This is a genomic window from Flavobacterium sp. CR10 (assembly GCF_055814415.1).
This window is the reverse complement of sequence record NZ_CP185985.1, coordinates 3,918,847-3,942,669: the sequence shown is the minus strand read 5'-3', so window position 1 is coordinate 3,942,669 and position 23,823 is coordinate 3,918,847. Positions and strand designations below refer to the sequence as shown.

General features: G+C 33.9%; 16 protein-coding genes. 2 read left to right on the top strand and 14 right to left on the bottom strand.

From position 1 onward, the window contains the following. Window positions 1-27 precede the first annotated feature (27 nt). Both ACNRYB_RS17210 and ACNRYB_RS17205 read left to right on the top strand, forming a co-directional pair. Window positions 28-1,440, top strand: coding sequence for a tetratricopeptide repeat protein (locus ACNRYB_RS17210; RefSeq protein ID WP_473728057.1), 1,413 nt, complete (start codon window positions 28-30; stop codon window positions 1,438-1,440). Window positions 1,441-1,507: 67 nt separating this feature from the next. Next, window positions 1,508-2,983 carry a hypothetical protein gene (locus ACNRYB_RS17205; RefSeq protein ID WP_473728056.1) on the top strand — a complete coding sequence of 492 codons (1,476 nt, stop codon included), beginning with the start codon at window positions 1,508-1,510 and terminating at the stop codon, window positions 2,981-2,983. 20 nt (window positions 2,984-3,003) lie between these two features. On the opposite strand, the gene ACNRYB_RS17200 is transcribed toward ACNRYB_RS17205, so the two are convergent. The 14 genes from ACNRYB_RS17200 to ACNRYB_RS17135 form a co-directional block, all read right to left on the bottom strand. Then, on the bottom strand, window positions 3,004-3,462 hold the full coding sequence (locus tag ACNRYB_RS17200) for an RNA methyltransferase (RefSeq protein WP_129748288.1): 459 nt from the start codon (window positions 3,460-3,462) through the stop codon (window positions 3,004-3,006). Between the two features lie 146 nt (window positions 3,463-3,608). Further along, window positions 3,609-5,666, bottom strand: coding sequence for an eCIS core domain-containing protein (locus tag ACNRYB_RS17195; RefSeq protein ID WP_473728055.1), 2,058 nt, complete (start codon window positions 5,664-5,666; stop codon window positions 3,609-3,611). A 44-nt stretch (window positions 5,667-5,710) separates the two neighbouring features. Next, on the bottom strand, window positions 5,711-6,271 hold the full coding sequence (locus ACNRYB_RS17190) for an HNH endonuclease (protein WP_129748287.1): 561 nt from the start codon (window positions 6,269-6,271) through the stop codon (window positions 5,711-5,713). Between the two features lie 55 nt (window positions 6,272-6,326). Next, on the bottom strand, window positions 6,327-7,115 hold the full coding sequence (locus ACNRYB_RS17185) for a GH-E family nuclease (protein WP_473728054.1): 789 nt from the start codon (window positions 7,113-7,115) through the stop codon (window positions 6,327-6,329). Between the two features lie 28 nt (window positions 7,116-7,143). Beyond that, window positions 7,144-7,719, bottom strand: coding sequence for a hypothetical protein (locus ACNRYB_RS17180; RefSeq protein WP_473728053.1), 576 nt, complete (start codon window positions 7,717-7,719; stop codon window positions 7,144-7,146). 6 nt (window positions 7,720-7,725) lie between these two features. Beyond that, entirely contained in the window at window positions 7,726-9,093 is a 1,368-nt protein-coding gene (locus ACNRYB_RS17175; protein WP_473728052.1) for an ATP-binding protein, read from the bottom strand. Then, on the bottom strand, window positions 9,083-10,006 hold the full coding sequence (locus ACNRYB_RS17170) for a hypothetical protein (RefSeq protein ID WP_473728051.1): 924 nt from the start codon (window positions 10,004-10,006) through the stop codon (window positions 9,083-9,085). Before ACNRYB_RS17170 ends, ACNRYB_RS17175 begins: the two co-directional genes overlap by 11 nt. Window positions 10,007-10,073: 67 nt before the next feature. Beyond that, complete coding sequence (locus tag ACNRYB_RS17165; RefSeq protein ID WP_473728050.1) at window positions 10,074-10,913, bottom strand: hypothetical protein; 840 nt, start codon at window positions 10,911-10,913, stop codon at window positions 10,074-10,076. Between the two features lie 12 nt (window positions 10,914-10,925). Beyond that, window positions 10,926-12,878, bottom strand: a complete 1,953-nt coding sequence (locus ACNRYB_RS17160) for a hypothetical protein (protein WP_473728049.1) — start codon at window positions 12,876-12,878, stop codon at window positions 10,926-10,928. Window positions 12,879-12,977: 99 nt separating this feature from the next. Continuing rightward, entirely contained in the window at window positions 12,978-16,673 is a 3,696-nt protein-coding gene (locus ACNRYB_RS17155; RefSeq protein ID WP_473728048.1) for a contractile injection system tape measure protein, read from the bottom strand. Then, complete coding sequence (locus ACNRYB_RS17150; RefSeq protein ID WP_473728047.1) at window positions 16,657-19,374, bottom strand: hypothetical protein; 2,718 nt, start codon at window positions 19,372-19,374, stop codon at window positions 16,657-16,659. Before ACNRYB_RS17150 ends, ACNRYB_RS17155 begins: the two co-directional genes overlap by 17 nt. Beyond that, a complete protein-coding gene (locus ACNRYB_RS17145) occupies window positions 19,374-23,096 on the bottom strand; it encodes a hypothetical protein (protein ID WP_473728046.1) in 3,723 nt (1,240 codons plus the stop codon). The genes ACNRYB_RS17150 and ACNRYB_RS17145 overlap by 1 nt, the downstream gene beginning before the upstream one ends. Then, window positions 23,093-23,527: a GPW/gp25 family protein gene (locus ACNRYB_RS17140; RefSeq protein ID WP_473728045.1), complete on the bottom strand. Its 435-nt coding sequence runs from the start codon at window positions 23,525-23,527 to the stop codon at window positions 23,093-23,095. Before ACNRYB_RS17140 ends, ACNRYB_RS17145 begins: the two co-directional genes overlap by 4 nt. Further along, on the bottom strand, window positions 23,520-23,819 hold the full coding sequence (locus tag ACNRYB_RS17135) for a PAAR domain-containing protein (RefSeq protein ID WP_008469168.1): 300 nt from the start codon (window positions 23,817-23,819) through the stop codon (window positions 23,520-23,522). Before ACNRYB_RS17135 ends, ACNRYB_RS17140 begins: the two co-directional genes overlap by 8 nt. Window positions 23,820-23,823 lie beyond the last annotated feature (4 nt).

The following is a 23,823-nucleotide window of genomic DNA, read 5'->3' as shown; positions in this document are numbered from 1 at the left end:
CAAACCAACTTCTAATAGACAAAATATATGAGGCTTATCATTTTTATTTTTCTTGCTTTCACATCTTTAACAGGTATTGCGCAGGAAAAAATCCAAAAAGAGATTAATTATATCCGCAGTTTCCGTAAAGAATCCGATAGAATTGTTGTAGAGTTGGGCGTTAAGCCGAGGCTATGTTTTATACCAACAAAAAATAATCCAAATTATGTCAAGTTTAGTGCATTAGTGCAACCGTATCAAAAGAAAGAAAATTTATATGAGATCGGAATTGAAGAGCAGACGGGGAAAATAAAATCGCTCAGAATTTTGAATAAGAACGAAACAGTACAAAACCAATCTATAAAACCGTTTTTTCCTGCTGCCGTTGCGGCAGTTTCAGCAAGCCAATTACCTGAAAAATATTATGATGAAGCACTAGAATTATATAACAAAGAACAATATCAAGAAGCGATTGAAACTGTAACCAAGTCGATAGAGATAAATACTCAAGACCCAGAATATCATCAGCTAAAAGCGCTTTGTTTGGCCCACCTACAGCAATATAAAGATTCTACTGATGAAGCAGAATACGCACTCGAAATGGATATGGCAAATGCTGAATTGTATGAATTGATTGCAAATAATTATTATTTTTTAAAGGATAACGAAAATGCAATTAAAAATTTTGAGAAAGCGATTGAATATGATATAAACATTATAGTTAGGATTTATCATAATTATATCAAATGTCTAATTGATATTCCTATTCCGCAACGGGCTATAGAAATTTACAAACTGTACAAATATCGTTTAGACAGTTCAAATAACTTTGGAGATAATTCGGGAGATTTTGCAGATGATTTAGAATTCTACGCCGGTCAGGCATATCAACAGATAGTAGATTGGGGGACTGCTGCTGAAATTTATGACCGGCTAATTGTTGTGCATCCTGATGTTTACGGATACCGAGCACAAAGGGGAAGACTTTATCAAGAAAAAGGGGAATTTCCAGCAGCCATCAGAGATTTTGAAATAGCCCTAAAATTGGATGAAAACGAGAATATTTTACTGACCAATTTGGCCGCGATCTATCAGGAACTTTATGACTATAAAAAAGCTGAAGCTGCTTATAATAAATATTTGAGCAAAAATCCTGACGATGCTGTGCAAATAAGCAATTACGGATATCTGTTATTGGATGAGAAGCGTTATAAAGAAGCACAGATAAAATTTGAAACTTCTTTTAAAATTGATTCCACCAGTATTGATACGCATATCGGAAGAATACTTGCTGCGTATTTGCTTGGCGATTCAAGAAAGAAAAATATCTTTATTGCTGAAGCAAAATCTCAATTTCCTAATATCGAGATTAATGTTGCTACCTTAAATGCTCTTATAATAACAGGTAATTATTATTATTCCGAGAAGATTATTGGCATTTGGAAAGAGGCGGTTAATTAAAGTTTTAAAGTACTAGAATTAGAATTTAAATATTACGTTTTATTTACAGAAATATTAAAAAAACATCATGCGCATCATATTCATTATTTTTTTGTTTTTATCATCTACTGTAAGATGTGTTTCACAGGATTTACAAGTTTATTCTCCTTCAAAAAAAGAAAAGCTTTCAACAGAAGCATACGAAGTTTTTAGAACCAATAAGTTTTTAGATTTTAAAGATAAAGACAGCTTGATTGAAAAGATTGACGGAGCTATTTATAAGAAAACCAATTTGAATACATTTTTCCAGCATAAAAAAGATTGGGGAAAAATTCAGAAAGAAGATACTGCTTCTTATGCAAAAAAAGGAAATGCAAAATATGCGTATAAAGACAATTCGATGATTGAAACTTATTTAGAGTTTGGCAGTTACAATGTTCGAAAAGAAATAAAAACGGTTTACAATCCCAAAAGTTTTATCCTGCTTTATGAGAAGAAATATTTTGTGGGAGAAAACTACAATCGCACTGAAAGCATTGTTAACGAATATGATAATCAAAATAGGGTGATTAAAATTACAAAGCGAACTGAATACAGTAAAAAAGAAAATAATGAAGAATCGATAACTACTATAAAATATGAAAATGAAACCGCTGCCATCACAAATAAAAATGGAACTATTATCTGCAAATTAATTAGCAATAGAAATCTTTCGAAAAGTTCTGCTAAGAAAGAATCTTTATTAGCATTGCCATTTGATTATATGAAATATATGGAGGAATGTTATCTTGAAGAAAATATAGAGTGTGATATAAAGTATCCGAGAGTCGAAGGAAACGAATTAAAATCGATATCAAATTTGGTTTATAAAAAAATCAATAAAAATACTCCCAATGCGATATATCGTATAGATAATGGAGGATTGCCATTTCAGACCTATATTTTAAATATTCGTGATGAAAAAGAGGATTATTTCTTAGATCATTTGGTTATAAATGTAAAAAATCAAGAGTTAATATCAAAGCAGCTTATTGGTATTGAGGCAGATGGTGAAATACAGGAAGATGCTAGTTATATTGCTAAGTCTTTTGTAATAAATAAGGATTTAACGATTAGTATTTTTGAAATTAGATTTTCAAAGATTTATAAGAAGCTAAATGAAAACTATAGAATAACAACTGATGGAAAAATATTAAGTTTAAGAAGCAAATCTATTGATAAGGAAGAAGTGCATCCAAATTCTAAAATGAATGATTGGTCAGGAAAATATAACTTTAAAAGAAAAAACAAAGATGATCTTGTTACCAGTTTTTCGATAGATATTAAAAGTCTAGAAGATATTACTATTATTTATGTAGGTGATAGCGAAAAAGCAGAAGTTTATAAGAATCTAAAGGCAGAGGATGTAGGTGAGGATAAAATTAAAATAGTATTCAATAAAAAATACGATGAGCTTGGAATTATCTACATTCAAAAAAATGATAATCAATACATAATTTCAGGAGAGCCCATTGCAAACATTAATCCTGGGAATGACGAATATGTGTTAAAGAAAATGAATTAGGAAACTTGTCTAAATTGTTATTAAGAACGCGGTTTGGACAAATTTCTATCATACATAACAATAGTTCCCGCCACAGCTACATTCAAGCTTTTTTCTGATTTAAACTTTACTAAATGATGGCATTTTTCCATTACTTTTTTGGATAAGCCGTGATCTTCTGCGCCTAATATATAAACACAACGTCTAGGATGTTCGAAAGTTTCCAAATCGGCAGCTTTTTCAGATAATTCAACGCCAACTAATCTTGCGCCTTTTGGTAAATTTTCAAAAAAAGCTTCAAACGTATCGTAATGGAAATAAGGAATTGCTTTTACTGCGTCATGAGTATCACAGGCTTGTTTGGCATATCGATTTCCGATGGTAAATATAAAAGTAGCGCCTAAGTTTTGGGCCGATCTCCATAAAACACCTAAGTTTTCTGGAGTTTTACCATTTTGTATTCCTATACCAAAGTATTCATTTGTAAAATTGTCGCTCATAAGGCAAAAGTACAAACTGTATGGAGAAAAATCAATACTTTATAAAATGATAGGATATTCTTTATTGAAACAAAGCTTTCGAGAAATTTAATAATTGATATTAAAAGAATTAGATTTTATTGAGGCGTTACAATTAGTTAAAATAACTATCTTAAAAAAGCATCAGTTGTTGCATTTGTCCTTAATTCGGCTAAGTGTAAAGTTTTATTGCCAGAAACAGGTATATTAGCATATGTATCTTTACGAACACCATCGCCAGTACCAAATTTTTCGGCAAGGAAATCTGTTTTTGCATTAACAGTTGGTGTTTCGTCATGGTTTTCTAGGCGTTCTGCAATTTTGGTTAGACAAGCAATAGCCTCTGTTTCAGCCGCTTTTTTAAGACTTGTAGTGCCGCCTTTAACAGCAGTATCTAGCTTAGTATGCGCTTCTCTCATAGCTGTAATGCCTGTGTTTTCCCCTTTAACTTCTTTTGGAGGCGTATATTGAGGTATGCTTGTCAAGATGTCTCGCGCTACTTTATCTTTTTCAGATAATATAATGCTTCTTAAATCATTTTGGGCTTGATGATTTCCTTTCACTGCCGCCAAAGTTATATTAGGTACATTATCTTTAACCCAGATACCATGTAAATCTTTGACATGAGAATGTAAATCACCGGTAAACCAAGGTTTTCTGGTCTTTGCAACTAAACTCAATGTTGGAATAGCTATAGCATTAGAAATACCTTTGGCTAATAACAATAATGCAGTATCTATTTCAGTTTTCGGAGATTCTAATCCTTTATATACCTCACTATCATGAAAACGCTTAAGGATTTTATTATAAACAGCTTCTTGATTATTGTCTGCTCCTGGAGAATCTTTTTGAAACTGTTCGGTTATCTCATGTGGAGTAAGTGCTATGTTTAATTGATAGCCGATTTGGTTTGTTTTTCCTGCCCATTTATTTCTTGCTGTTGCAACTCTAATTAAGGCTGCAGATGCAGTCCATTTCCATCCAGTACCTATATGATCATTGAATGGTAAAGCATTTACATGAGTATTTGCTGTGGCATGTGTGCCTCTAAATGCAACTAAAGCATTAATAAACAAAGTATGTACTTGTGATATGAATGCTTTGTTTATTATTCCATTTGCTCCTCCTGCTAAGAGAGGAGGAGCAACTAGTTCTAACTCTTTTTGAGCATCTGTTTCTAATATAAATGAGGTATTAAACAAAGGGCTAAAAGGAGCAGATTTTCCTACTTCTGTATGCGAAGGAACATCAACGGTATTTGGAGGCGCTAGTTCCCATGTTGCAAATTCATATTCAAAACCGAAACTGCGGTGTACAGAAAGTATAGCTGACATAGGTACTGCATTTTCAGATAAAAAATTCTGCCATTCTTTTTGTGCATCGAGTAAAGCGGTTAATCCGCTACCTGCGTTCTGAGATTCTCTGTATAAACGTCTTGCTTTGATTTTAGTAGCCTCGTCTGTTAAATTAGCGGATGCTAAAAGTGGATCTATAATAGGATCTATATTTTGCCTTATATGTTTCCAACCGTTTCTTATCGAGTTAATTAATACTGCGTTTCCTTGTAGATCCGTATTTACTTTTCCTCGTTGTTCAGAGGTCAGTTCATCACTTTCTACTATTTGCCCCGTTGCATGAGAATCTGGATAATAGGTTCCGTTGTCTAATTTAATACGTACGAGCTGACGCACTGTTTGTAAATTTAAAGAATTGGTATAATGAACATTCTTTTGCGATCCATCATTTACAAATTGTAGTGCTTTCGTCCCCATAACATCAGCCTCCTTTTCCAAGCCTTTGTCATCATTTACATTGACTTTGCCTTTCATCTGCAGAGTAGGCTTTACTCGCCCTTGTTTTTGCTGTACCACATGCCACGCTTCGTGTGGCAAATGTTTTTCTTGTCCTGAGGCAATATGAATATCTGAACCTTGCGCATAGGCATGAGCATTAAGTTGGGCAGGTTTGTCTGAGTTATAATGTACTTTAACATCATCCATAGAATGACCAGAGAGGTTTTCTATGCCTGATTTTAGATTGTCTGGCAAACCAGTATTATTGACTTTTTTTTGTAAAACAGAAATAGGACGATTATCCTTAAGTTCTCTTGCCTTATTTTGAATAACTTTTTCGCCAGAACTATTCGCGGCAGATTGCGTTTTTGTTTTATCAGTTGAATATTCCATAAAAACTAATTTTAAATGCTATTAGTTATTTTTAGATTTAAGTTTTATCTTCTTTTTTTACTTGGTCTGCGCATATAATTTTTTGCAATTTTTTTTCTATGCAGTGCATGATATTTTTTGAAACCTGTTACTCCTACATTTGCTCTGTTTCCTCTGGATGTATTGCATGTTCCGCAAAAAATTCTGCCGTTTCTCATGTTATTTTTACCACCTTTTGATGCAGGTTGTATGTGATCAACGTGAAATTGTCCATCGCCCATTCTCCTTCCTTTAAAGGTAGCATAGTGTATTTTTTTGTGTTGGAATCCACAATTCGTGCAGGTATGAAAGCCTCCGTTACTCTTTTTATTTGCCGCTAATTTTTTTTCGCGTTGCTCTTTGGTGAAATTTATCCGTCCCAATTGCACAACATTAGAATTAAAATTGGCAATCGCTTGATTAGATTTTAATTGCCTAACGGAAATATTGGTATTGGTTAAGGTCGAAGACGAAACACGATTATCGGCCAACTGAAAAGTGTTGCCAATAGTATTTCTATTAGGAGTAAGACTGGTTGCCGCTCCTTGATAATCATTTTCTTTTGGAACTTTACTATAGCTATTCATAATGCCTTTCTTTTTATTAAAATTGCGATGAGGAATATATTAGAATATATAGTTTCTACGCTATTATGCCAGAACCGCCTGATCCTGAATCAGGATCATAACGAAAATCTTTATAAAAACCTTTATTTTCAGGTTCATCATCTGGTGCGTGGTATCCGTCTTCGTCATCATCACTTTCATAATCGACTTTTTTCTTTCTCTCATATTTATGGCTTTCATTGCATACTTTGCAAAAAGCCCTAAGACCGTCTGGATCATTGTGATCTTCTTTCATTTCGTTATCACTGGCTCCTCTAGATTTCAAGTCACGTTCGCGTTGATCCCAAGTAGGAAAATGGTCTAATGCTAGAGCACGTTGCTCGTGATAATTGCCGCTTTTACTTGTATAAGCATACCTTGTTAATTCCAGCTTTTTGCCTCCTTTTTTTGTATAAGCTAAAGGCCGTCTACAAGCAGGACAAGTATATATTTCGTCATATCTGTTATTTACATTAACACGTTTATGAGCAGTGCTTTTTATAACTTGTTCAGTAATATCTGTCGGAACATGAAATCTTTTCTGTTTTTTGGCTTGTGGAGGAATAAATTCGCCACTGCTATCTTCATCGCTTTCAGAATCTTGTCGTTTTCTTTTCTTTTTGTTTTTTTTCTTCTTTTTTTCTTCTCCATCACCTTTTTTTAATTGTATAGATGTAGTATTATATAAGGTTTTTTCTTGAAGTTTTCTTTGAACAACAGAGAATACTCGATTATCCCGTAATTGGGAAGTATTATTTCTTTGAGTCGCATTTGCAGCAATTACAATTGTCTGATTTTCGGATATTTTTTTGTGTTGTTGCGTCATTTTCTTCTTTTTTGAATTGGATAACTGCTTACTCTTCCGAGTCTATTTGATCTTTAAACGATGTGACTTTTACAGGACCAATACCACCTAAATAATGAATTGCCGAACAAAAAGGATGATTGTGAATCATAGTTTTTAAATTCTCAAGGTTTTGATCAAAATAGGGGAGTTTTACTTTTTTTCCTGTAATGAGTTTTATCAAATGATCATTTTCTAAAGGATATATTTTAAATAAAGGTTTTCTTGCGGCGTAGAAAAGACTTTCATCATCAGCAATAAAAGAAATTTCATTACGGTTTTCTTTTAGTTTTTGAGGATTGTTTTTTAATAAATGAATAATCTTAGCCTCAATTTTACTTACCATTTCATCTACACTTTTTTCAGTAGTTTGTACAACCAAATAAAGATTTTGGCTTGTAATAAGATATCCGTTTATGAAAAAAAAGATTTTGTCGTCGAAATCATTTAAAGCCATTGCAATGATGGTGTTGACATAATTGGAATCGAAATATTTTTTCCAGCTTCCAATTTTAAGAGTCACTTTAAGGCGATGTAATTGAGGTGCAGCAACGGCAACTTTTTTTATGTTTTCGTTCTTTTTCATAATGCGTCAATTCATTTGAGTAACCACGAGTGTTTTATTCTCCTTTTTAAATTCACGTCTAATGCCTTCCAATAAATCCTGCTGACTCACTATAGTTTCATTTTTCTGAATCGCAGCCAGAGCGCAAAAACGCAATACATTAATAATGGCACCACCAGCCAATTCATACTCTTCAGCAATATTTTCGATATTAATATTTGGATCAAGCTGGCATTTTCCTGAAAATGCTTTTTCCCACAATAGCATTCTTTCTTCGGCGGTTGGCATTGTAAAATGAATCATCGATTGAAACCTTCTAGAGAAAGCTTCATCCATGTTTTCTTTTAAATTGGATGCGAGAATAACTACTCCAGGGAAATCTTCGATTCTTTGCAGTAAATACCCCGTTTGCTGATTGGCGTGCCGATCGTTTGAAGATGTGGCAGTAGTTCTTTTTCCGAAAAGCGCATCGGCTTCATCAAAAAATAAAATCCAATCTTTGTGTTGTGCAACATCAAATATTTTAGACAGATTCTTTTCGGTTTCACCAATATATTTTGAGACAATCATAGAAAGATCAACTCTATAAACTTCTCTATTTGTGCTTTTTCCGAGTAAAGTTGCTGTAAGCGTTTTACCGGTTCCAGGTGGTCCATAAAAAAGTGTTCGATAGCCAGGTTTTATTTTGTTTTCAAGACCCCATTCTTTCATCAAAGTCTCGCCATGATTAAGCCAAGCATTAATTTCCATGACCTGATTCATAACATGTTCTTCGAGAACCAAATCGTCCCAGTTTAAATTGGTCGAAATTTGTTGAGCTGGAAACGAAACACTATGTTCCAATTTAGGCAGAGTGCCCGTTATGAAAAAGTTTAGCCAGCGTTCATTAATCGAAAGAACCTGATTCAGAATAGGAATATTAGATTCTGTACTTTCCAAAACCAAAACCTGTTCTTTGGAAAGAATATTTGATGTGTTTAAAATGTTGAGCAATTCAATTCGTAATTCTGGATTAACAGCTGTAATCAAAAAAGAAAGCGTTTGGCCTGTTGGCAGAAAACCGCTATGGTTTTTATTGACAACACCGCCAAATTCAGTAAAACCACGATCATACATCGCATTTTTGCTAAAGAAAATATCTAGAACTTCAGGTTTAATCTGAGGCGCTAGAATCAAAGCAAGACAAAGCCGTTCGTAGAGATTCAAGTTCCATTCGGCTAATTTTTTATAATAAACGCTTTCTTCAGTATCTTCATTGGCTTCAGGAAATGGAATATCTTGCCATCGGTTTTCGTGGCCTTCTTGAAGCAGATAACTGCAAATAACCTGATCGATTACCTTTTGCAGCCAATCCATTTCATTATACAAAACCAAAATATTGGAATTAGTTTCCATACGCTCCGAATAGTTTTTCTACATCGTCCAAATTAGCATCAGCCCATTTAAAGTATAACAAAGCTGTATTAGGATTTAGCTCATTGCATTGCAGCATATCCAGATAAAAACCCTGTGCATTTTGCATGATCATCTGAGTGTTGTAATCAACATCATTATGAAAATTTGAATCAAAAAAAGAATCTGTCCAAGCGCTTACATTGTTTTCTCTGGCAATAAAATCACTAATGAAATACGATAGTTTTTCGTCTTGAACAACTAATTTTTTAGCTTTAAAATAAGCGGGTTTTCTTTTGGTTTCTCTGTGGTAATATTCAATATCTTTTGACTGAATTGTTTTGGTTTTAGGATGTCCAAAAATATCTGTCAAACCAAAGTTTTCTGCTTCACAAGCCAGTTCCAATTCTGCATTTGCTTCCCCAGCTGTAGCGAGAGTAGTGTTTTTGGCTGTTGCACTTTCTGTCACTACGTACAATTCTCTGAAAGAATATAAGGTTTGCGTTAGTTTTATAATTAACTGCTGCTGGATTTCGTTCCAATTATTAATTTTTACAGATTCTGGTTCTTCGGCTTTAAAAATGAAACTTCCTTTATGGGCAAAAGCCAGTATTTGCTTGCTGAATTCAAAATCACCTTCAATAGAACCATGTGCAAGCGATCTTCCTGAATAAGGTTTTGAAATGCCATCGCTAAAATTCCAATTGGCATCATTTAAGGCAATTGTGCTGCTAATATCTGCGTCGTGATGCGATATAATGCCATTGCGATAAATGTTTCCCAGAAGAATGATTTCGCCATTTTTGATTTGGAAATAATCACCAGGAAAAAGACTTTTATTCAACGGTTTTGTAGGCAGAAATCCTCCTGTTTTTAGATAAAACTGTCTGTAAAAATTCTTGTTAGTATGATTCATAACCTTAAAAAATTAGAATTAAAGTCCACTGAATGCAGGATTGAAACAGTGGACATTTTAATATATTTTAAGAAGCATAAGCCGCAGCAGTTGCCGCAGCTAAACTAGATTGAAGCGACTGAAGCTTGATTTGCGCTTTGCTTAAATTGCTTGTTGCAATAACCAATTGTCTTCCAGTTTCATCATTTGCAGTATTTGCCTTTTCGTAAGCAATCTGAGCATTTTTATACGCATTGTATATTAATCCTCTAATAGAAGAATCCGAAGGGGATGGTGCAGGCAAAGTTGCATCTAAAGATTTGCTGTTTGTTAAAGTAAAATACAATTTAGCTGCTTGTTTAGTCTCTAGAGTTATTGCTTCTTCAGATTCAAGAACAGAAGCTTCTGCTGCCAACGTAGATTTTAAAGCAACAAGCGTAAGAGCAACGGCATTGTTTGCATCTGTGCCTGCGGTGTTGATTCTGGTGATTAGATCATCAGAAATTAACGGATTAAGCGCTTTTTTGCGAATAACAAGATTAGACAGTTTATTAATTATTTCTACAGAATAAATCAATTTGCTAATCAAATCGCTAATCCAAATGCTCACTCTTTTTGAATCCTGAGTTGCAGTTGCCGTTTTTGAAAAGGCATTTTCTGAATTAACCGCCAAATCGTATGCATTTTGAACAACTTGATCGATTAAATTTTTATTGCTTAAAGTATGAGAACGATTACTTTCTGAAACCAATAAATAACCTTGATATCTCGTTGCTTTTTCATTCAGCGAGTTTACAATGGTTTGCTGCTGCTGTACAATTGCAGTTGCATCAACCACTTGATTTTTAATCAAGTCTAGTTCAGCTTTTTTCTTTTCAGTAATTCCGTATCTCTGCAAATTAGGACTTGGTGATAATATAGTTTCCATATAGTTGAGGTGTTAAATGGTTGATGAAGATTTCAGATTTTCTTTTGTAGAATAAGGTATTGGCGTTGTGTTTTGCCAGTCAGAAAGACTGTTGGTGTATTTGGTTTTAGCGTTTTCACTGCCTTTGTAGTAAGACAACACAACAGGAATATAACTTTTATCCTCAATTAGCGGATTTCCAAAATTATCTGTAGTTGTAGTATCAATATGTACACTAAATTCTTGACCAGAAGCTGCTTTGTGGTGTTTAGCACTCGTAAAGTTTCCAGCAGGAATGTTTTCTGCTAAATTTAAATTGAAGTAAAAAGCATTGCTGTTTTTAACCGGTTTAGGAGATTTCTCTTTAACCTCTTTCAGTTTAGCATTCAAATCTGTCAATTGGCTTTTTGCAATGCGTAATTTCTCTTTAGCATCGGCCAAAGCACTTTTCAGACTAAGGCTCTTTTGCTTATCCTGATCCGTTTCTTTATCTTTTTTAGCTCCGTCGGCATTAGCTTGACTAGCAGAATTGTTTAAAGTTTCTATTTCTTCATTAAGAGATTTAATTTCTGCGTCTACAGCTTTAATTTCTTCTTCTAACTCCATTGTTTCAATTTTGTACTCTAGAGTTTCCAAATCTTCGTTTGTAGCAATATCATCAGGATAAGGCAAGAAGAAACATCTGTAATCAATTTCATTTGCTTTTAAAACATCTTCTTTATCTACGGTAAAAGTGATTTTAGACAAATCTTCAGATGCTTGCTCTCTAGAATTCGCTATATTCTTAGCAGTTTTTAAAGTATAAGTTAAAGCAAACGTCTCAGAAGGAGCAGACAGATATTCATCAAACGTATTGATTTCTTTTTTGTAGTTTTCTGTAAAGATGATTAAAAGAAATGCAACATAATTTTCGCCAAGCACAAGAGGATCATTGTCAGAATCTCTAAGTTCTTTGTAGGCTATAGACGATTTATATTTTCCTTTGGCATCTGGATTCTGAGAAGCAGGAATACTTTTGCATTGAGATGAATTGCCCACCAACAATTCTGCATTAGAAGCGTTAAAAAATGATTTTTTGCTGTCTTTTACCATAATGATATTATAGCTTAAAACAGGATTGGCCAATCCTTTGTTTTGTGTTCCTGGATCTCTGTCTTCTGGTGAAAAAGGACTTCTGTAAGCATCAAATGAAACGCTAAAAGTGCCTGCTGAAGGATCAAACTGCTTTGGTACTTCTACAACCAAATTTTGGTTAAATAATGCATTGTTATAGTTGTATGCTTTTTTAGAAGCATCATATTCTACCTCACTACATTTTATGGCGCCTTCTGCAGCTCTTGTGGCAATACTTGCTTTAGCTTTTGTGTCGTTATCTGTTGTTAATACAGCAGTCGTTGCTGTTAAATCAGCAGTTGTTACCTGCAATAAATTGTTGACAGAGGTATTCGTTAACTTAGCGCCGTCAGCAACTGTTGAGGTTGAAACTTCAGCAATCGATGCTGTAGATTCCATAGCAAATTGCGAAGTCTGTTCAGCGATATAAGCCGTTTTGTTAATCAGATTGTACGCCTCAAGAGCCTGCTGGTAAATTTGAGTTCCATAATCCGCAGCATTGATAATGCTATAAATGCTTCCGATATCACTTGCCAAACGCACAATAGAATTTGACGCAATTTGAATGTTAGAAGCACAAACCGCCATATTGCTAACGGCTTGTGTGACATACGTTTTTTGCTGATTTGCAGATAACAATAAGTTGTCTGCCATGTTCTTATTCTTAACAACTACATTATTTATATGTTGCTGTTCTTTGTACATTTTAGTCGTTGCATCGAGTTTTTCCTGCGCAACAATTTCAGCTCCCTCGGCATAATAAAGAGTAAACATTGAAGTGCTCAATTGTGAACTCAATTGTTTTTTGGTCATCTCCTGACTTTCTAATGATGACAATACACTAGAATGCAGATTTTCATTGTAACTGTTCATAATAGTTTTTTTAGTTGATTAATTTATATTTCAAGATCGTATTCAATGGTTTTTTATTCAATAGATTACCTTTCGACTTCGTTCGGGATGACCTATTGTTTAATAAGGCCAAATGACATGCAAAGGCTTATCCATCCAATGGTATTTCATAATCGAAAAGGCAAAGGGAGATCTGTTGATCAAAATATCATAAGCTCTTTTCTCTACAGTAAGTTCCCATTTGTCTTCCAATTCTACCAGAATTCCGTCACGTACAAGCCAGTTTCCTCTAAAGCCATCTATGGAAGAATCTCCAATATCTGGCCAATGCGAAATAGCTGCTTGTATTAACCCGTTTATTAATTGCTTTTCCTGATCAGATATTTCTACAAAATCGGGTACTGTGTCTGTCAATGGTAAACCGCACAAAACTTTGTTCAACGGCAGATAAACCTCTTCAGTTTCCTGCATTCCCGTAATAACGTACTGTAAATACTGCACAGCTCTAACCTGATGTTCGTTGCTGATAAATTTTTTTTCTGATGTCAGATTCAAACGGTCAAACAGCATTGCGATATAATCGTTTAAGAGCACAATTCCTGCGTTTCTAACCACAATACCCTGCTTGAGGTTAGTTTTTGGTTTTTCTTTAATTTTATTTGATTCCATTTTTGATAGTATTTCGGTTTGTTTTAAAATTGGCGAAGTTTGTTTTTCTGTTCGAAGAATTTCTTTGAAACCAAGCTGTAAAGCTGGTGGAAAATGATAGATATATTTTTCCATGTCGGCCAAAAAGTTTTTCTTAGAAATTCCTTTTTTAGTCACCACTTCCCAGATTAGTTCATTCCATATTTTATCAATCGCGATAAGCCTCCAATTGTCATTGACAACAGCTTTTAAAAGTTTTCGAAGCAAAAGATGCTGCATTTCTTTAGAAGCCAAACCTTTGATGGTTACAGATCCCAAAACCTGATTGAACTTTTCTAGAATTCTCAAATACGATTCTCTGTTTTTATCCAATTGGCTTACGGCATTGCACAAATTATGAAAGCTGATATTGCGGCAAAGCCAATCCATTTGGGCTTCGGGAATAAATTCTTTTTTCATTATTCTAAAGAAAATCTGAGGCTCTTTTACCATAATGAAATTCAGAATATCTTTGATTTCTATTGTTTTAGAAATGCTGAAAACATTAGGAATCTGACGTTTGATAATAATGGAAGAAAGCCATTTGTATTTTTCTTTTTCTGATAATTCCTGAATTTCAAAAGATAGGTCTGAACTGATAGATTCTGAAATTCCATTAGAAAAAGTATAACTTGAATTCATTTCGTTTTCAAAAAAATGTTCTGATTCTGTTACAGAGTTTGCTGATTCAAAAGTTTTTGTTTCGTTCTGGAGATGTACTTTTTCTTTAGCAACAGTCTTTTTCAAATACAATTTCAGTTCTTTCTGAAGCAGTTTTTCAAATAAGATTTCATTGCCTTTATAAGACGAATATTTTAAAATTGTGTTCCAGAAAAGCTCGTTTAATTCCCAAGTAATTTTAGTTTTTGAAACCGATTTTACGCTATTAATAATGACAGCAGACGTTTTCTGAATCCATTTCTTTTTCAGCGCAACACCATTTGTCAAGAAATAATGCAATAGATTTTCGCTTTCCTTTCTGTCTTGTTTTCGCAGTTCTATAAAACCCGAATCATTAAAATTGACAGTTAGCAATTGCGCTAATTCTTGCTGATTTTGCTGAGATGTATTCTGAATAAGCAATGCAAGTGAAACGGTATCAATTGAACTTGTATTTTTTAATTGATTTAAAAATGTCTTCTTGATAGCAACTCCAAAAGATTTAATTCGTTTGGACTGAATCAGTTTTGCGATAAATTGAAAATAATCGTTGCGTCTTGTGTCGGTTACTTTTTTGGATAACTGAATGATAATAGTTTCCAGAAACAAAGAGGAATTATGTTCGGGATGAAACAGTATTTCCTGCATTCCGAGAAGTAATAAATTATCCGTCATCAATTCTTCTGGAAAATCATATTTATCCTTTTCGTTCAGGATTTCATAAACAACCTGAATGGTCTGTACGAGTTTTGTCTTTTTATAATTGGCAGTTTTTACCAATAATTGCAGCATTTCACGATTAAGGACCAACGGAAGTATTTTCTTTAAAACTTCTTTATTTCCGTATGAAAGCATTACCTCAAAAGCCATTTTAGGATGCAATAAAATGGTTCTCGTAAGTGATCTTTGCAAATCAATAAAAAAGACGCTTTTGCTGCTGTTTTTCTGCAATTCCAGTTCTAATTTGGCAACAAGATTATTAAAATGAACAGCTGGATAATTAGAATTATTACGGTTTATTTCCTTGCAGTAAATCGCATTGAGATTGGTATAAATGGTTGCCGAATTATTGTTTTTTACCGCAGCAGGAATTTTAGCATTGGTAAACATCGCCAATAAATGTTCGTGGCTCAGATTATTTTTTCTACCTAATTCCTTAATGCAGAAAAACAGAAACGCACTATTGTCAGCATTTTTATTTTTAATTAAAAAAAGCATTCCAATTTCCCATAAAGCCTTACTGTTTGTTTTGAGTTTAAAAGTCTGGCTCAGTTTATTCAAATACGTTATAGATTCCATTTGAAGAAGCGATGGAGTAGTGTCTAATCTTGAAAAAAGTACTTTTATAGAAGTTTCGTTTAAATCATGAAGCAATGAAGCAAGCAGATTTTCTTCTTTAAAAATGGGCTGAATAAGGGCATTAAATTTTGTTTTGTTTTCAGTACTTAATGCCACAATCAATTCGTTCAAATTGTCTTTGTCTGCCTTAAATTTTCTATTGTTTTTATTTTGAAGTAATTGTTCAAGTAAACTCCAATAATTAATTTTATAATCAGGTAGATGATTTTCAACTTTTTGTGTTTCATATTCCTGAGTCAGTATTTTTAGGCAAGCAATAAAATTGTTGTTTTGAGAAGTTTTATCAGAGAGTTTTACAATCGTATTTTCGATCAAAACAATCAGTTCTGCATAAGCAATATTGTAATGATTTGCCATTTGAAGAATACTGCTTTTCATGAAAGCGAGCTTATTAAATAGAGTCCCGCGTTCCAGCAGTAAAAAGTTAAGAATAAAGAACCAAAGATTCTTTTTGAAACTGATTGTACTCGTCTGAATAATAGTTTCCTTAACCTGAATGTTCACCATAATGGAGCTAAACTCAATTATCGAACTGCTATTATTAGGTTCAAGCGCTGCAATTATTTTGGTTATATTTTTTTCGTCAAACTGCCACGCAATTCGCTTTCTAACTTCTTCATGCGTCATTCCAGTTTCCTTGATAATCGCAATAACCTCAGCTAGATTATTCTGAAGCAATTCTGCCATAATTTGGTTTACAGAACCTTCTTTATTCTGGTAATTCCATGGCAGATAACCTTCTAATAAAAAGACCATCAGATTTTCCAGAATCGATTTTTCTTTATTGTAAACCGCGATTCCGTTTTGCTTCTCACTGTTTTGATACAGAATTAATTCGGCTATTTTTTCTCTTAATAAATTGCGTATTTTTCGACTTAAGTCAAATTCAAGATCGCCATAATCGCAAGAGCCAAGATCAAGTTCCAGAGATTCAATTCGCCAGCTTTGTTCCTGCGGACATAATTCATTAAAAATAGTCGCGACTTCTCTAGGCAACGAGATTTTGCTCCAGGCACTCAAACGTTCCTGAAGCCTGTAGCTTTCTTTTTTCTGGTCAAAAGTTGTGTCCCACTTTAGACTCGATACAATATGGCTATTTATTTCTTCCATTTTTCGTTTCTAAAATTGAGGTTAAACTATTGATCAAATTCACTGAAGAAATCTCAGGATTTGCTGTTTCTAAATTATTTTCCTGTTTATTGAGTAAATCCTGAGTATTTTTAAAACGCAAGCTATCATGCCAGCCACTGTAATTTGGTATTAGAGTTTCCAGTTCTTGAAGACTTACAAACAGACATTCGCATTTTATGTTTGTTGGAAGGCATATTGAAAGAAACAGTTTTAAACGTTTTTTGAATTCAGGAGTTTGCAATTCTGGGATAAAATCAGGAAACATTAAAATTGCATTTTTCTTAAAAAGTTCATCATTGATTGTAATGATTCCGTTTCCAGAAGAAACCGTAATTCGAAATGCATAATCTGATAATTTGCTTTTTGTATAATCTGGAGTTGTTACAGTTTGAGAATTGTTCGAAACCAAAAGATATTTCTCCGAAGCAAACTCCAAGTAACCATTTTGAAATTGAGTGTCCAAAACATTTTGGTTCAGACTATTTAGAATATAATTTATATTAGTTACTGATTGAAAATCAATATTCTGAATTGTGTAATTTAAACTATCACTTTGATTTACGATTTCTATGTTATATTTTAATTGATTTAAAAGAATAGAGGTTTCAATAAAGATGCTGCCTTTTCTTTTTTCTTTAAACCAATATACTTTTTGTATAGTTTTATTGGCGCTCAATTGGTCTTCTATAGAATGTTGTGAAGCTTCAAATTGAGCCGTAATAAAATTGTTATATATGTTTTTTAATCCGAAAAGGAGATTCAGTTTTAATTCAAATCCTGAAAAATTGCTGAAATCGGGTTTACTTAATTTTTCTTTTTTATTGAGATGTTCTGATTTAAAAATAAAATCAGACGTGTTTTCATTGATGTAATCGTAATGATCGTTTTTAATATTGTGATTATGAGTCGGAGTTATTTTTGAAGCCGTCAGAAAATTGCAGGCTTTTATTCTGTTGTACGTTAATAAATCAAGGTTTTGAAGATATAGACTCTTCAAAATGATCTGATCTTTTTTCTTATTTCCCGTATAAATTGTACCAGCAATTATGGCATCAATAACTTTAGGCGATTCGCCATGTCTGGCAAGCAAATGATCTAAAATTGTATTTCTTCTTTCAAAATTGACATCTTCTTCCTCCATGATTTTCATCATTCCAAAGATGTAAGCATTGTAAGGATCTTGCTGATATTCTAGCCAGCTTTTTTCTTTTAGTTCTTTTTTAGTTTCGTCGCCATAAGTGTATTCAAACACATTATTGTTTTTCAATAAAGGCTTGATATGAGGAACGTTGTACAGTGACTGATAAAAATAGCTTGGAGAAAACATTTTGTACGGAACAGGATATTCTAAATGTTTTTTCTCATACTTATCTTTTAGCGCATAAAAAGCATCTTTGTCTGATGGCGAACCGCATACAGAATTGGTAAAAGAAAATAGTTTTGAAACATTGGCCAATTGCGAAAACTGATTGGCCAAAACCTGATCAAATAGAGTTAAATAGCCTTTTAGCTGACGTGATTGCGCGACTTGTATGGGAGCAGAATCATCTTCAATTTTATCATCGCCAATGCCATATTGCTGTGGAAATGTATTTTGGATAGAATAATAGCTATTAATGTCTCTAAAACTGCTTTTTGGCAATTTTATCGCAGGTTTGTTATTTAAACTTATCGCTGTTTCTTGATATTTACTGAGATTAATTTGCAACGGACTTAAACCATCAGTTTGTACTTCTTTTCCGTTGCTGATTAACAATAGTTTTTTTTCTCCATAAGAAGCCAGAATATCTATGGCTATTATCTGACTGATAGTCGATTGCAATGCTTGAACATGATTATTGTTCTGATAAAGTTGGACTCCTAAAACTGAAATAATACCAGCTACAGACTCAATTACTGGAATTAGATCAATAGTTTTGAGAGTATCTTTTTTATCTAATATAGATTCGCTTAAAATCCAGCCATTTTTTAGATAAGGCCCATCATATATTTCGGCAGCATTATATCCATCTTCTTTTAGAGCATCATAATTTACCTGAGCTATTTTCGGAAAAATATAAGTGCGAATTTTGTCTTGCAGTTCTAATAAAATGGCTTGTTCGTCTGCGTCTTTTTCAATTTCAATTTTTCCGCCAATCAAGCAGTTTTGTGGCTGTAGAGCAATTGGCATATTAAAAAGTTCGCCAATATTTCGGCTTTGATTAAGGTAATAAAATGACGATTTACAAATAGTATCTCGCTGAATGCTATAGGTAATATCGGGATTTATATAAAGATATACTTGATATACTCTGCTAAATGGTGGAAGATTGTCATTGTAAGTTACTATTTCGGCATTATAAACTTCTTCGATCCCGTCAATGATGTATTTTTTGTAATCATCAATTGTATACGGCGAAGTAGTCAAAATTTTATAAGGAAGATAGAACTGATTTTCTATTTCCATTTTCCCTGTAGAATCGGTCAAAATATCGGGAATAGAAAAATCGATACAATAACCTAATTCTGTAAGCGCATAACAAACCTGATCCAAAATGGTCATTCCAGGATCGCTAGGATTAAAGTTGGTCCATTCCGTACCAATATGATTTTGGATATAATCAATAGCTTCGTCTTTCAGGAAATTAAAATCCTGATGTGGCGGAAGCTGTGTTTTTGTTATTTGATTATTAGTATCCATTATATCAGATTTGAAATATTATGATTGGGAACAGAAACTAAAAGCGTTGCTTGTCCGTATGGCATTAAAGTTTTTTTTTCGCTTTTTAAAGCGGTTTGCACTCCTGAAACGGGATTGATGTAATAGCTTGAAAAGGAAACATTCTCAACAGAAAGAACGCCTTCAATAGTTTGAACGAATGTGCTCACTTTGGCATCAACAAGCGGTTTGTCGATTTCGATTTCAGAGGGGCAATTGGAAATCCATGGCGATAAGTACTTCTTTAAAGCTAGATTAACATTTTTGTTTACCAACGTTTTTTGATAGTTTGGATCGACTATAATGGAGATATTGATGCAAACATATTCCAAGTTAAAATTGGAAACGTTCAGATTTATGAACGGCGACGAATTGGCGTTTAAATATTGTTTTACCTGAATCTCAATTGAATTGGTTACCAAAGGAATAAAAGCGTTTGAATCGTTATCTGATGCTATTTTTTTGACTAAATAAACATTAGTGCTGTTGTCGCTTTTTTTAGTAACTACTTTTGAATAGTATACGGTATCAAATTTTTCGGCAATCAGCGTATAATAATCGGTTAGTGTACTGGCTCTGTTTTTGGTTTTAATGCTATTGCTTACTCTTTTGTTTCTATCGGTTTTGTCTTCCGCGGCTTTTCCTCCAAAAGAAGCGAATGGCTGAATGATTGTGCCTATTTCTGGAATCTTGGTTTCCGGTTTTGTGATTGCATTAGCCTCTATCTGCGGACTTTGTGTATCGGTCAGAAATGAAGTTCCTGTTCGTTGTACACTAAAACTGTTGGTTTGCATAAAAGTGGTTTTAGAAAACGAAGCAAGATTGCCAGTAGCCGCAATAGAAATCCAGTTTTTGGTTCCAGGCATTATCGTGCTGTTATTATTGCAATCTGCCGGAATAGGAATTTCTATAATTCCAGAGCATCTAAACTGACTTGTCTGATCAGATAATGGGTGAATGTTTTTCCACCCTGAATCGCTTAAATAATAATACATAATACCATTCTGATTGGTAAGTGCAGTTGAATTTCTGGCCAATTCAAAATAGAGATTCAAAGTGCTGTCGCAAATGAGATTATCCAGTTCAATAAAAAGTGCTCCATTATAGTTGAAAGAAGGATAAAGCGGAAAACCTTTTGCGGCATCGCTTTCAGAACTTCCAATGATTTGGGTATTAAATGTATTGGTTTTGGTTTGGTCAGCTGTTTCACTATCAAATACGGTATAGTTTGTAAAAGGAGCATAAATAAAATACTGCAGCGGATAATCGCCAACCGTACCATCAAGTTTGTAGGTTACGCTAGCATTATAAATAGCTGAAAAGGATTGTATTTTTGGAGCAAACGGTACATTGGCGGCAGCAATAAAATCTTTTACTTCCTTGTCTTTTGCCATTGCAAGTTTATTGCCGTTTTGCAAAGCTATGCTAGCTACAACATTTGCATACAATTCTGAGCCAAAACCGTATTCCGGACTGGACAAAGTCATTTTTATAAATCCCGATGAACTTTCTTTTGTAAACTTTAAAGCTTCTTTTTGGATGTTTGGATCGGGTTTCCATGCTTTAATATCAGTTTCTGTAGCATTTAAATTTGAAGGTGATTTAGAATATACGTAATAACTGCTAGATGAACTTAACATATTATTTTTGGCATCTTCAGGTACAAGATCAAACAAATAAACAGGCTGTGGAACTTCGTCAGTTGGAATAAAAACCTTATCAACATCGCTGCTTTCTATTTTTGTCATCTTAAGACCTTCCCATGATTTGTCTTGCATCACATCAAAGCATGCCATAAAGCTAGCATTTCTAAATTCGGGTAGAATTAGAAGAGGATGATTTTTGGGATGGAACATTTTAATTTTTTTTAAAAGCGCTGATTTATCAGCTTTACTCGGTGGTTTTAGATAATCATTGTATTGTTTGTAATACGCTTCAAAATTGGCTGGTCTTTTATCCCAATCTATTTCTACAATAAAACTGTCTAGAGGTTTGCTTAAGATTTCATTGTTTCCGATAATAAAATTGGCATTCACTAACGGAATTGGTCCAAAAGGAGTGAAGGGGTTCTTAGTATTTAATTCCCCAAAATCATTATACAATTGAAAGGTTTTAACACCCGTAACTTTTAAAGCAATAGTTATCGATGTAATTTTAGGAGGCTCTTGCGGATTTGGAACATCCTGAAACAAAATCTTCATCATTGGCCAGTCGCTTTTTAGTCCGTCAGGATTAATTAAAAAAGGTTCGATCGCAGCCACAGTTGGGTCAAGATTTATTTTTATGGTAAAAACAGTATTTTGTTTTTTAGCGTCTGCTGTAAAATCTGTAGAAGCCAAATCTAATTTTAGCCATTCTTTTTGCGTGCTCAAAAAATAACTGGCTTCTTGCAGGATTTTTATATCTATGGAAGAATCAAATTCCAAAGTCAGGTTTACTGTTCTTTCTCCTTCGCGCAATAATAACATTGGTGAAGCAAATCCAATTCCGATTAAAGAAGGATTTAGAGAAAGGTCATCTGAACCGAAAGTTTCCCAACTGATTGCTTTATTTTCTGCGTCTAATTGAATTTCTGTTGGCTTATCAACAGTTTGTAAATTATAAAAAGCATTGTTTTTATCTTGATAAGAAAGCTTATGCACGCTTGCAATTGCAGCAGGATTTAGGTTTACATTTTTTTGAGAAGCAAACAGAATAGGATTCTTTTGCGCATCGACTCCAGCATTAAACAAGGTTCCGGCTGGCAAAGTAAATACAGCTGTTGGCTTTGTAAGCGTCGCACACAAAAAGGTGTGATCGGCAACTGCAGGGAGTTTAGTCTGTTTTAGAATATCTCTATAATAAAAATCAAGATGTTTTTCAGAAAGACCATTCATGCGATCTTGCTGCACTTTTAAAACTTTTACAAAAGAGCGCAAAAGAACAGTATCTGGAAAATGTCCTTTTTTAAGATTTAATTTCTTGAATTCTTTTCCTGCATGATGAATTATGGTTTCTAAAAACTGAAATAGCTTATCTCCAATTTTTGTTAGAATATCTAGACTAAATGCCGTTATTGAACTTGTTTCCTGTAAAACGGAATGTTCTGTTTCAAATCCGAAAACCTGCCAAAAAGGAGTTTTGTCTTTATTGATATACCAAATGCTTTTGTCAAAAGAGTTAAAATCTTGCAGAGGCGCTGAAGCAATAGACAAACCATCAATAGCTAATTTGTTTAAATATTCTCTAAAAGACTGAATTGCCCAGAAATCAATGCTTAATCTTGTTCTAACTTCTTGTAAAATATAAGTTTTAAGATCGTAGATTTCGCTATTTCTCAGCATATAATGCGTCCAGCGTTCTATAATTTTATAAATGGCCGTAATGCGGTCAAAAAGATTGTTTAAAGCATTTGAATGCGGAATTCCGCCGTTTTCGTTTTGAACTAATCTTTGAATTTCAGTACAGCTATTTTTATAATCTGAATGTAGTTTTTTGTAATTTGTTTTTGAAATTGAAGCCATCAGAAAGACAGGATCTTTTAGCAAAAATGGACTCCAATTGCCATGAATGGTATTGCTGTCATTATAGAAATTGATCAATTTGCTGAATTCTGTCAAAAAGTACAGCCAGTCTTGCTCGGTTCTTCCGTCTATTAAACGCGGATTCGGAACGAGTGCTTCGTTGAGAGAATTTATAGCGGTATTTTGATCAATTAAAATCATTTTTTCTTGTCTAAGTTTGTTCCTTCTTTTACATAAAATGGGAACACATAGTTGTGTCTTGTATTGGTTTTGGAATAGATGTAGCTAATCAGTATTTCTATTTTTCCGTTTGCAACATCAGTCGATGCAACTTTTACATCCTGCACCAATATTCTTGGCTCGTAACGCAGTAGGGAAAACTTGATAGCTTCAATAATTTCGCCTTTAAGCGTGCTGTCAATTTTTCTAAACATAAATTGCTGTATTCCTGAGCCAAATTCGGACTCAAGAGTGCGTTCGCCTTTTCGGGTATTTAGAATAACATGAATAGATTCGTTAATGTTGGTTTCATTAGCAGACAAATTCAGCTGATAGTTATCTGCAGAGAATGACACAGGAAATGCCCATCCTGAACCTAAAAAGGCAGTTTCAGTATGTTCCAAATTATCCACCGATCATCACATTAAATGCTCCTAGCATAATTGAGCCTCCGTGGGCTGTTGTATCTCCCATTCTTGCGGCTGGCATACCGCAAATCATAACTGTCGCAGATCCTTTTATAATAGAATCTGGTGGCCCTACACAAACCAGCGTATCGCCAACTTTAGCTGCTGGTAATCCACCGATTAAAACAGTTGGCGCACATGGTCCTACTATTGGTCCGCCTACATGCGGAACTGGTGGCACTCCCGGAGTAACCATAGGACATTGATGAAAGTCTGTAAGTCTTGCTGCTGGTGGCATAGTT

Excerpts from the sequence above, each read along its gene's own strand:
- ACNRYB_RS17185 (WP_473728054.1), bottom strand. The coding sequence starts at position 7,115 with ATGACGCAACAACACAAAAAAATATCCGAAAATCAGACAATTGTAATT.
- ACNRYB_RS17170 (WP_473728051.1), bottom strand. The coding sequence starts at position 10,006 with ATGAATCATACTAACAAGAATTTTTACAGACAGTTTTATCTAAAAACA.
- ACNRYB_RS17210 (WP_473728057.1), top strand. The coding sequence starts at position 28 with ATGAGGCTTATCATTTTTATTTTTCTTGCTTTCACATCTTTAACAGGT.
- ACNRYB_RS17175 (WP_473728052.1), bottom strand. The coding sequence starts at position 9,093 with ATGGAAACTAATTCCAATATTTTGGTTTTGTATAATGAAATGGATTGG.
- ACNRYB_RS17155 (WP_473728048.1), bottom strand. The coding sequence starts at position 16,673 with ATGGAAGAAATAAATAGCCATATTGTATCGAGTCTAAAGTGGGACACA.
- ACNRYB_RS17190 (WP_129748287.1), bottom strand. The coding sequence starts at position 6,271 with ATGAATAGCTATAGTAAAGTTCCAAAAGAAAATGATTATCAAGGAGCG.
- ACNRYB_RS17145 (WP_473728046.1), bottom strand. The coding sequence starts at position 23,096 with ATGATTTTAATTGATCAAAATACCGCTATAAATTCTCTCAACGAAGCA.
- ACNRYB_RS17200 (WP_129748288.1), bottom strand. The coding sequence starts at position 3,462 with ATGAGCGACAATTTTACAAATGAATACTTTGGTATAGGAATACAAAAT.
- ACNRYB_RS17135 (WP_008469168.1), bottom strand. The coding sequence starts at position 23,819 with ATGCCACCAGCAGCAAGACTTACAGACTTTCATCAATGTCCTATGGTT.
- ACNRYB_RS17150 (WP_473728047.1), bottom strand. The coding sequence starts at position 19,374 with ATGGATACTAATAATCAAATAACAAAAACACAGCTTCCGCCACATCAG.
- ACNRYB_RS17195 (WP_473728055.1), bottom strand. The coding sequence starts at position 5,666 with ATGGAATATTCAACTGATAAAACAAAAACGCAATCTGCCGCGAATAGT.
- ACNRYB_RS17180 (WP_473728053.1), bottom strand. The coding sequence starts at position 7,719 with ATGAAAAAGAACGAAAACATAAAAAAAGTTGCCGTTGCTGCACCTCAA.
- ACNRYB_RS17205 (WP_473728056.1), top strand. The coding sequence starts at position 1,508 with ATGCGCATCATATTCATTATTTTTTTGTTTTTATCATCTACTGTAAGA.
- ACNRYB_RS17160 (WP_473728049.1), bottom strand. The coding sequence starts at position 12,878 with ATGAACAGTTACAATGAAAATCTGCATTCTAGTGTATTGTCATCATTA.
- ACNRYB_RS17165 (WP_473728050.1), bottom strand. The coding sequence starts at position 10,913 with ATGGAAACTATATTATCACCAAGTCCTAATTTGCAGAGATACGGAATT.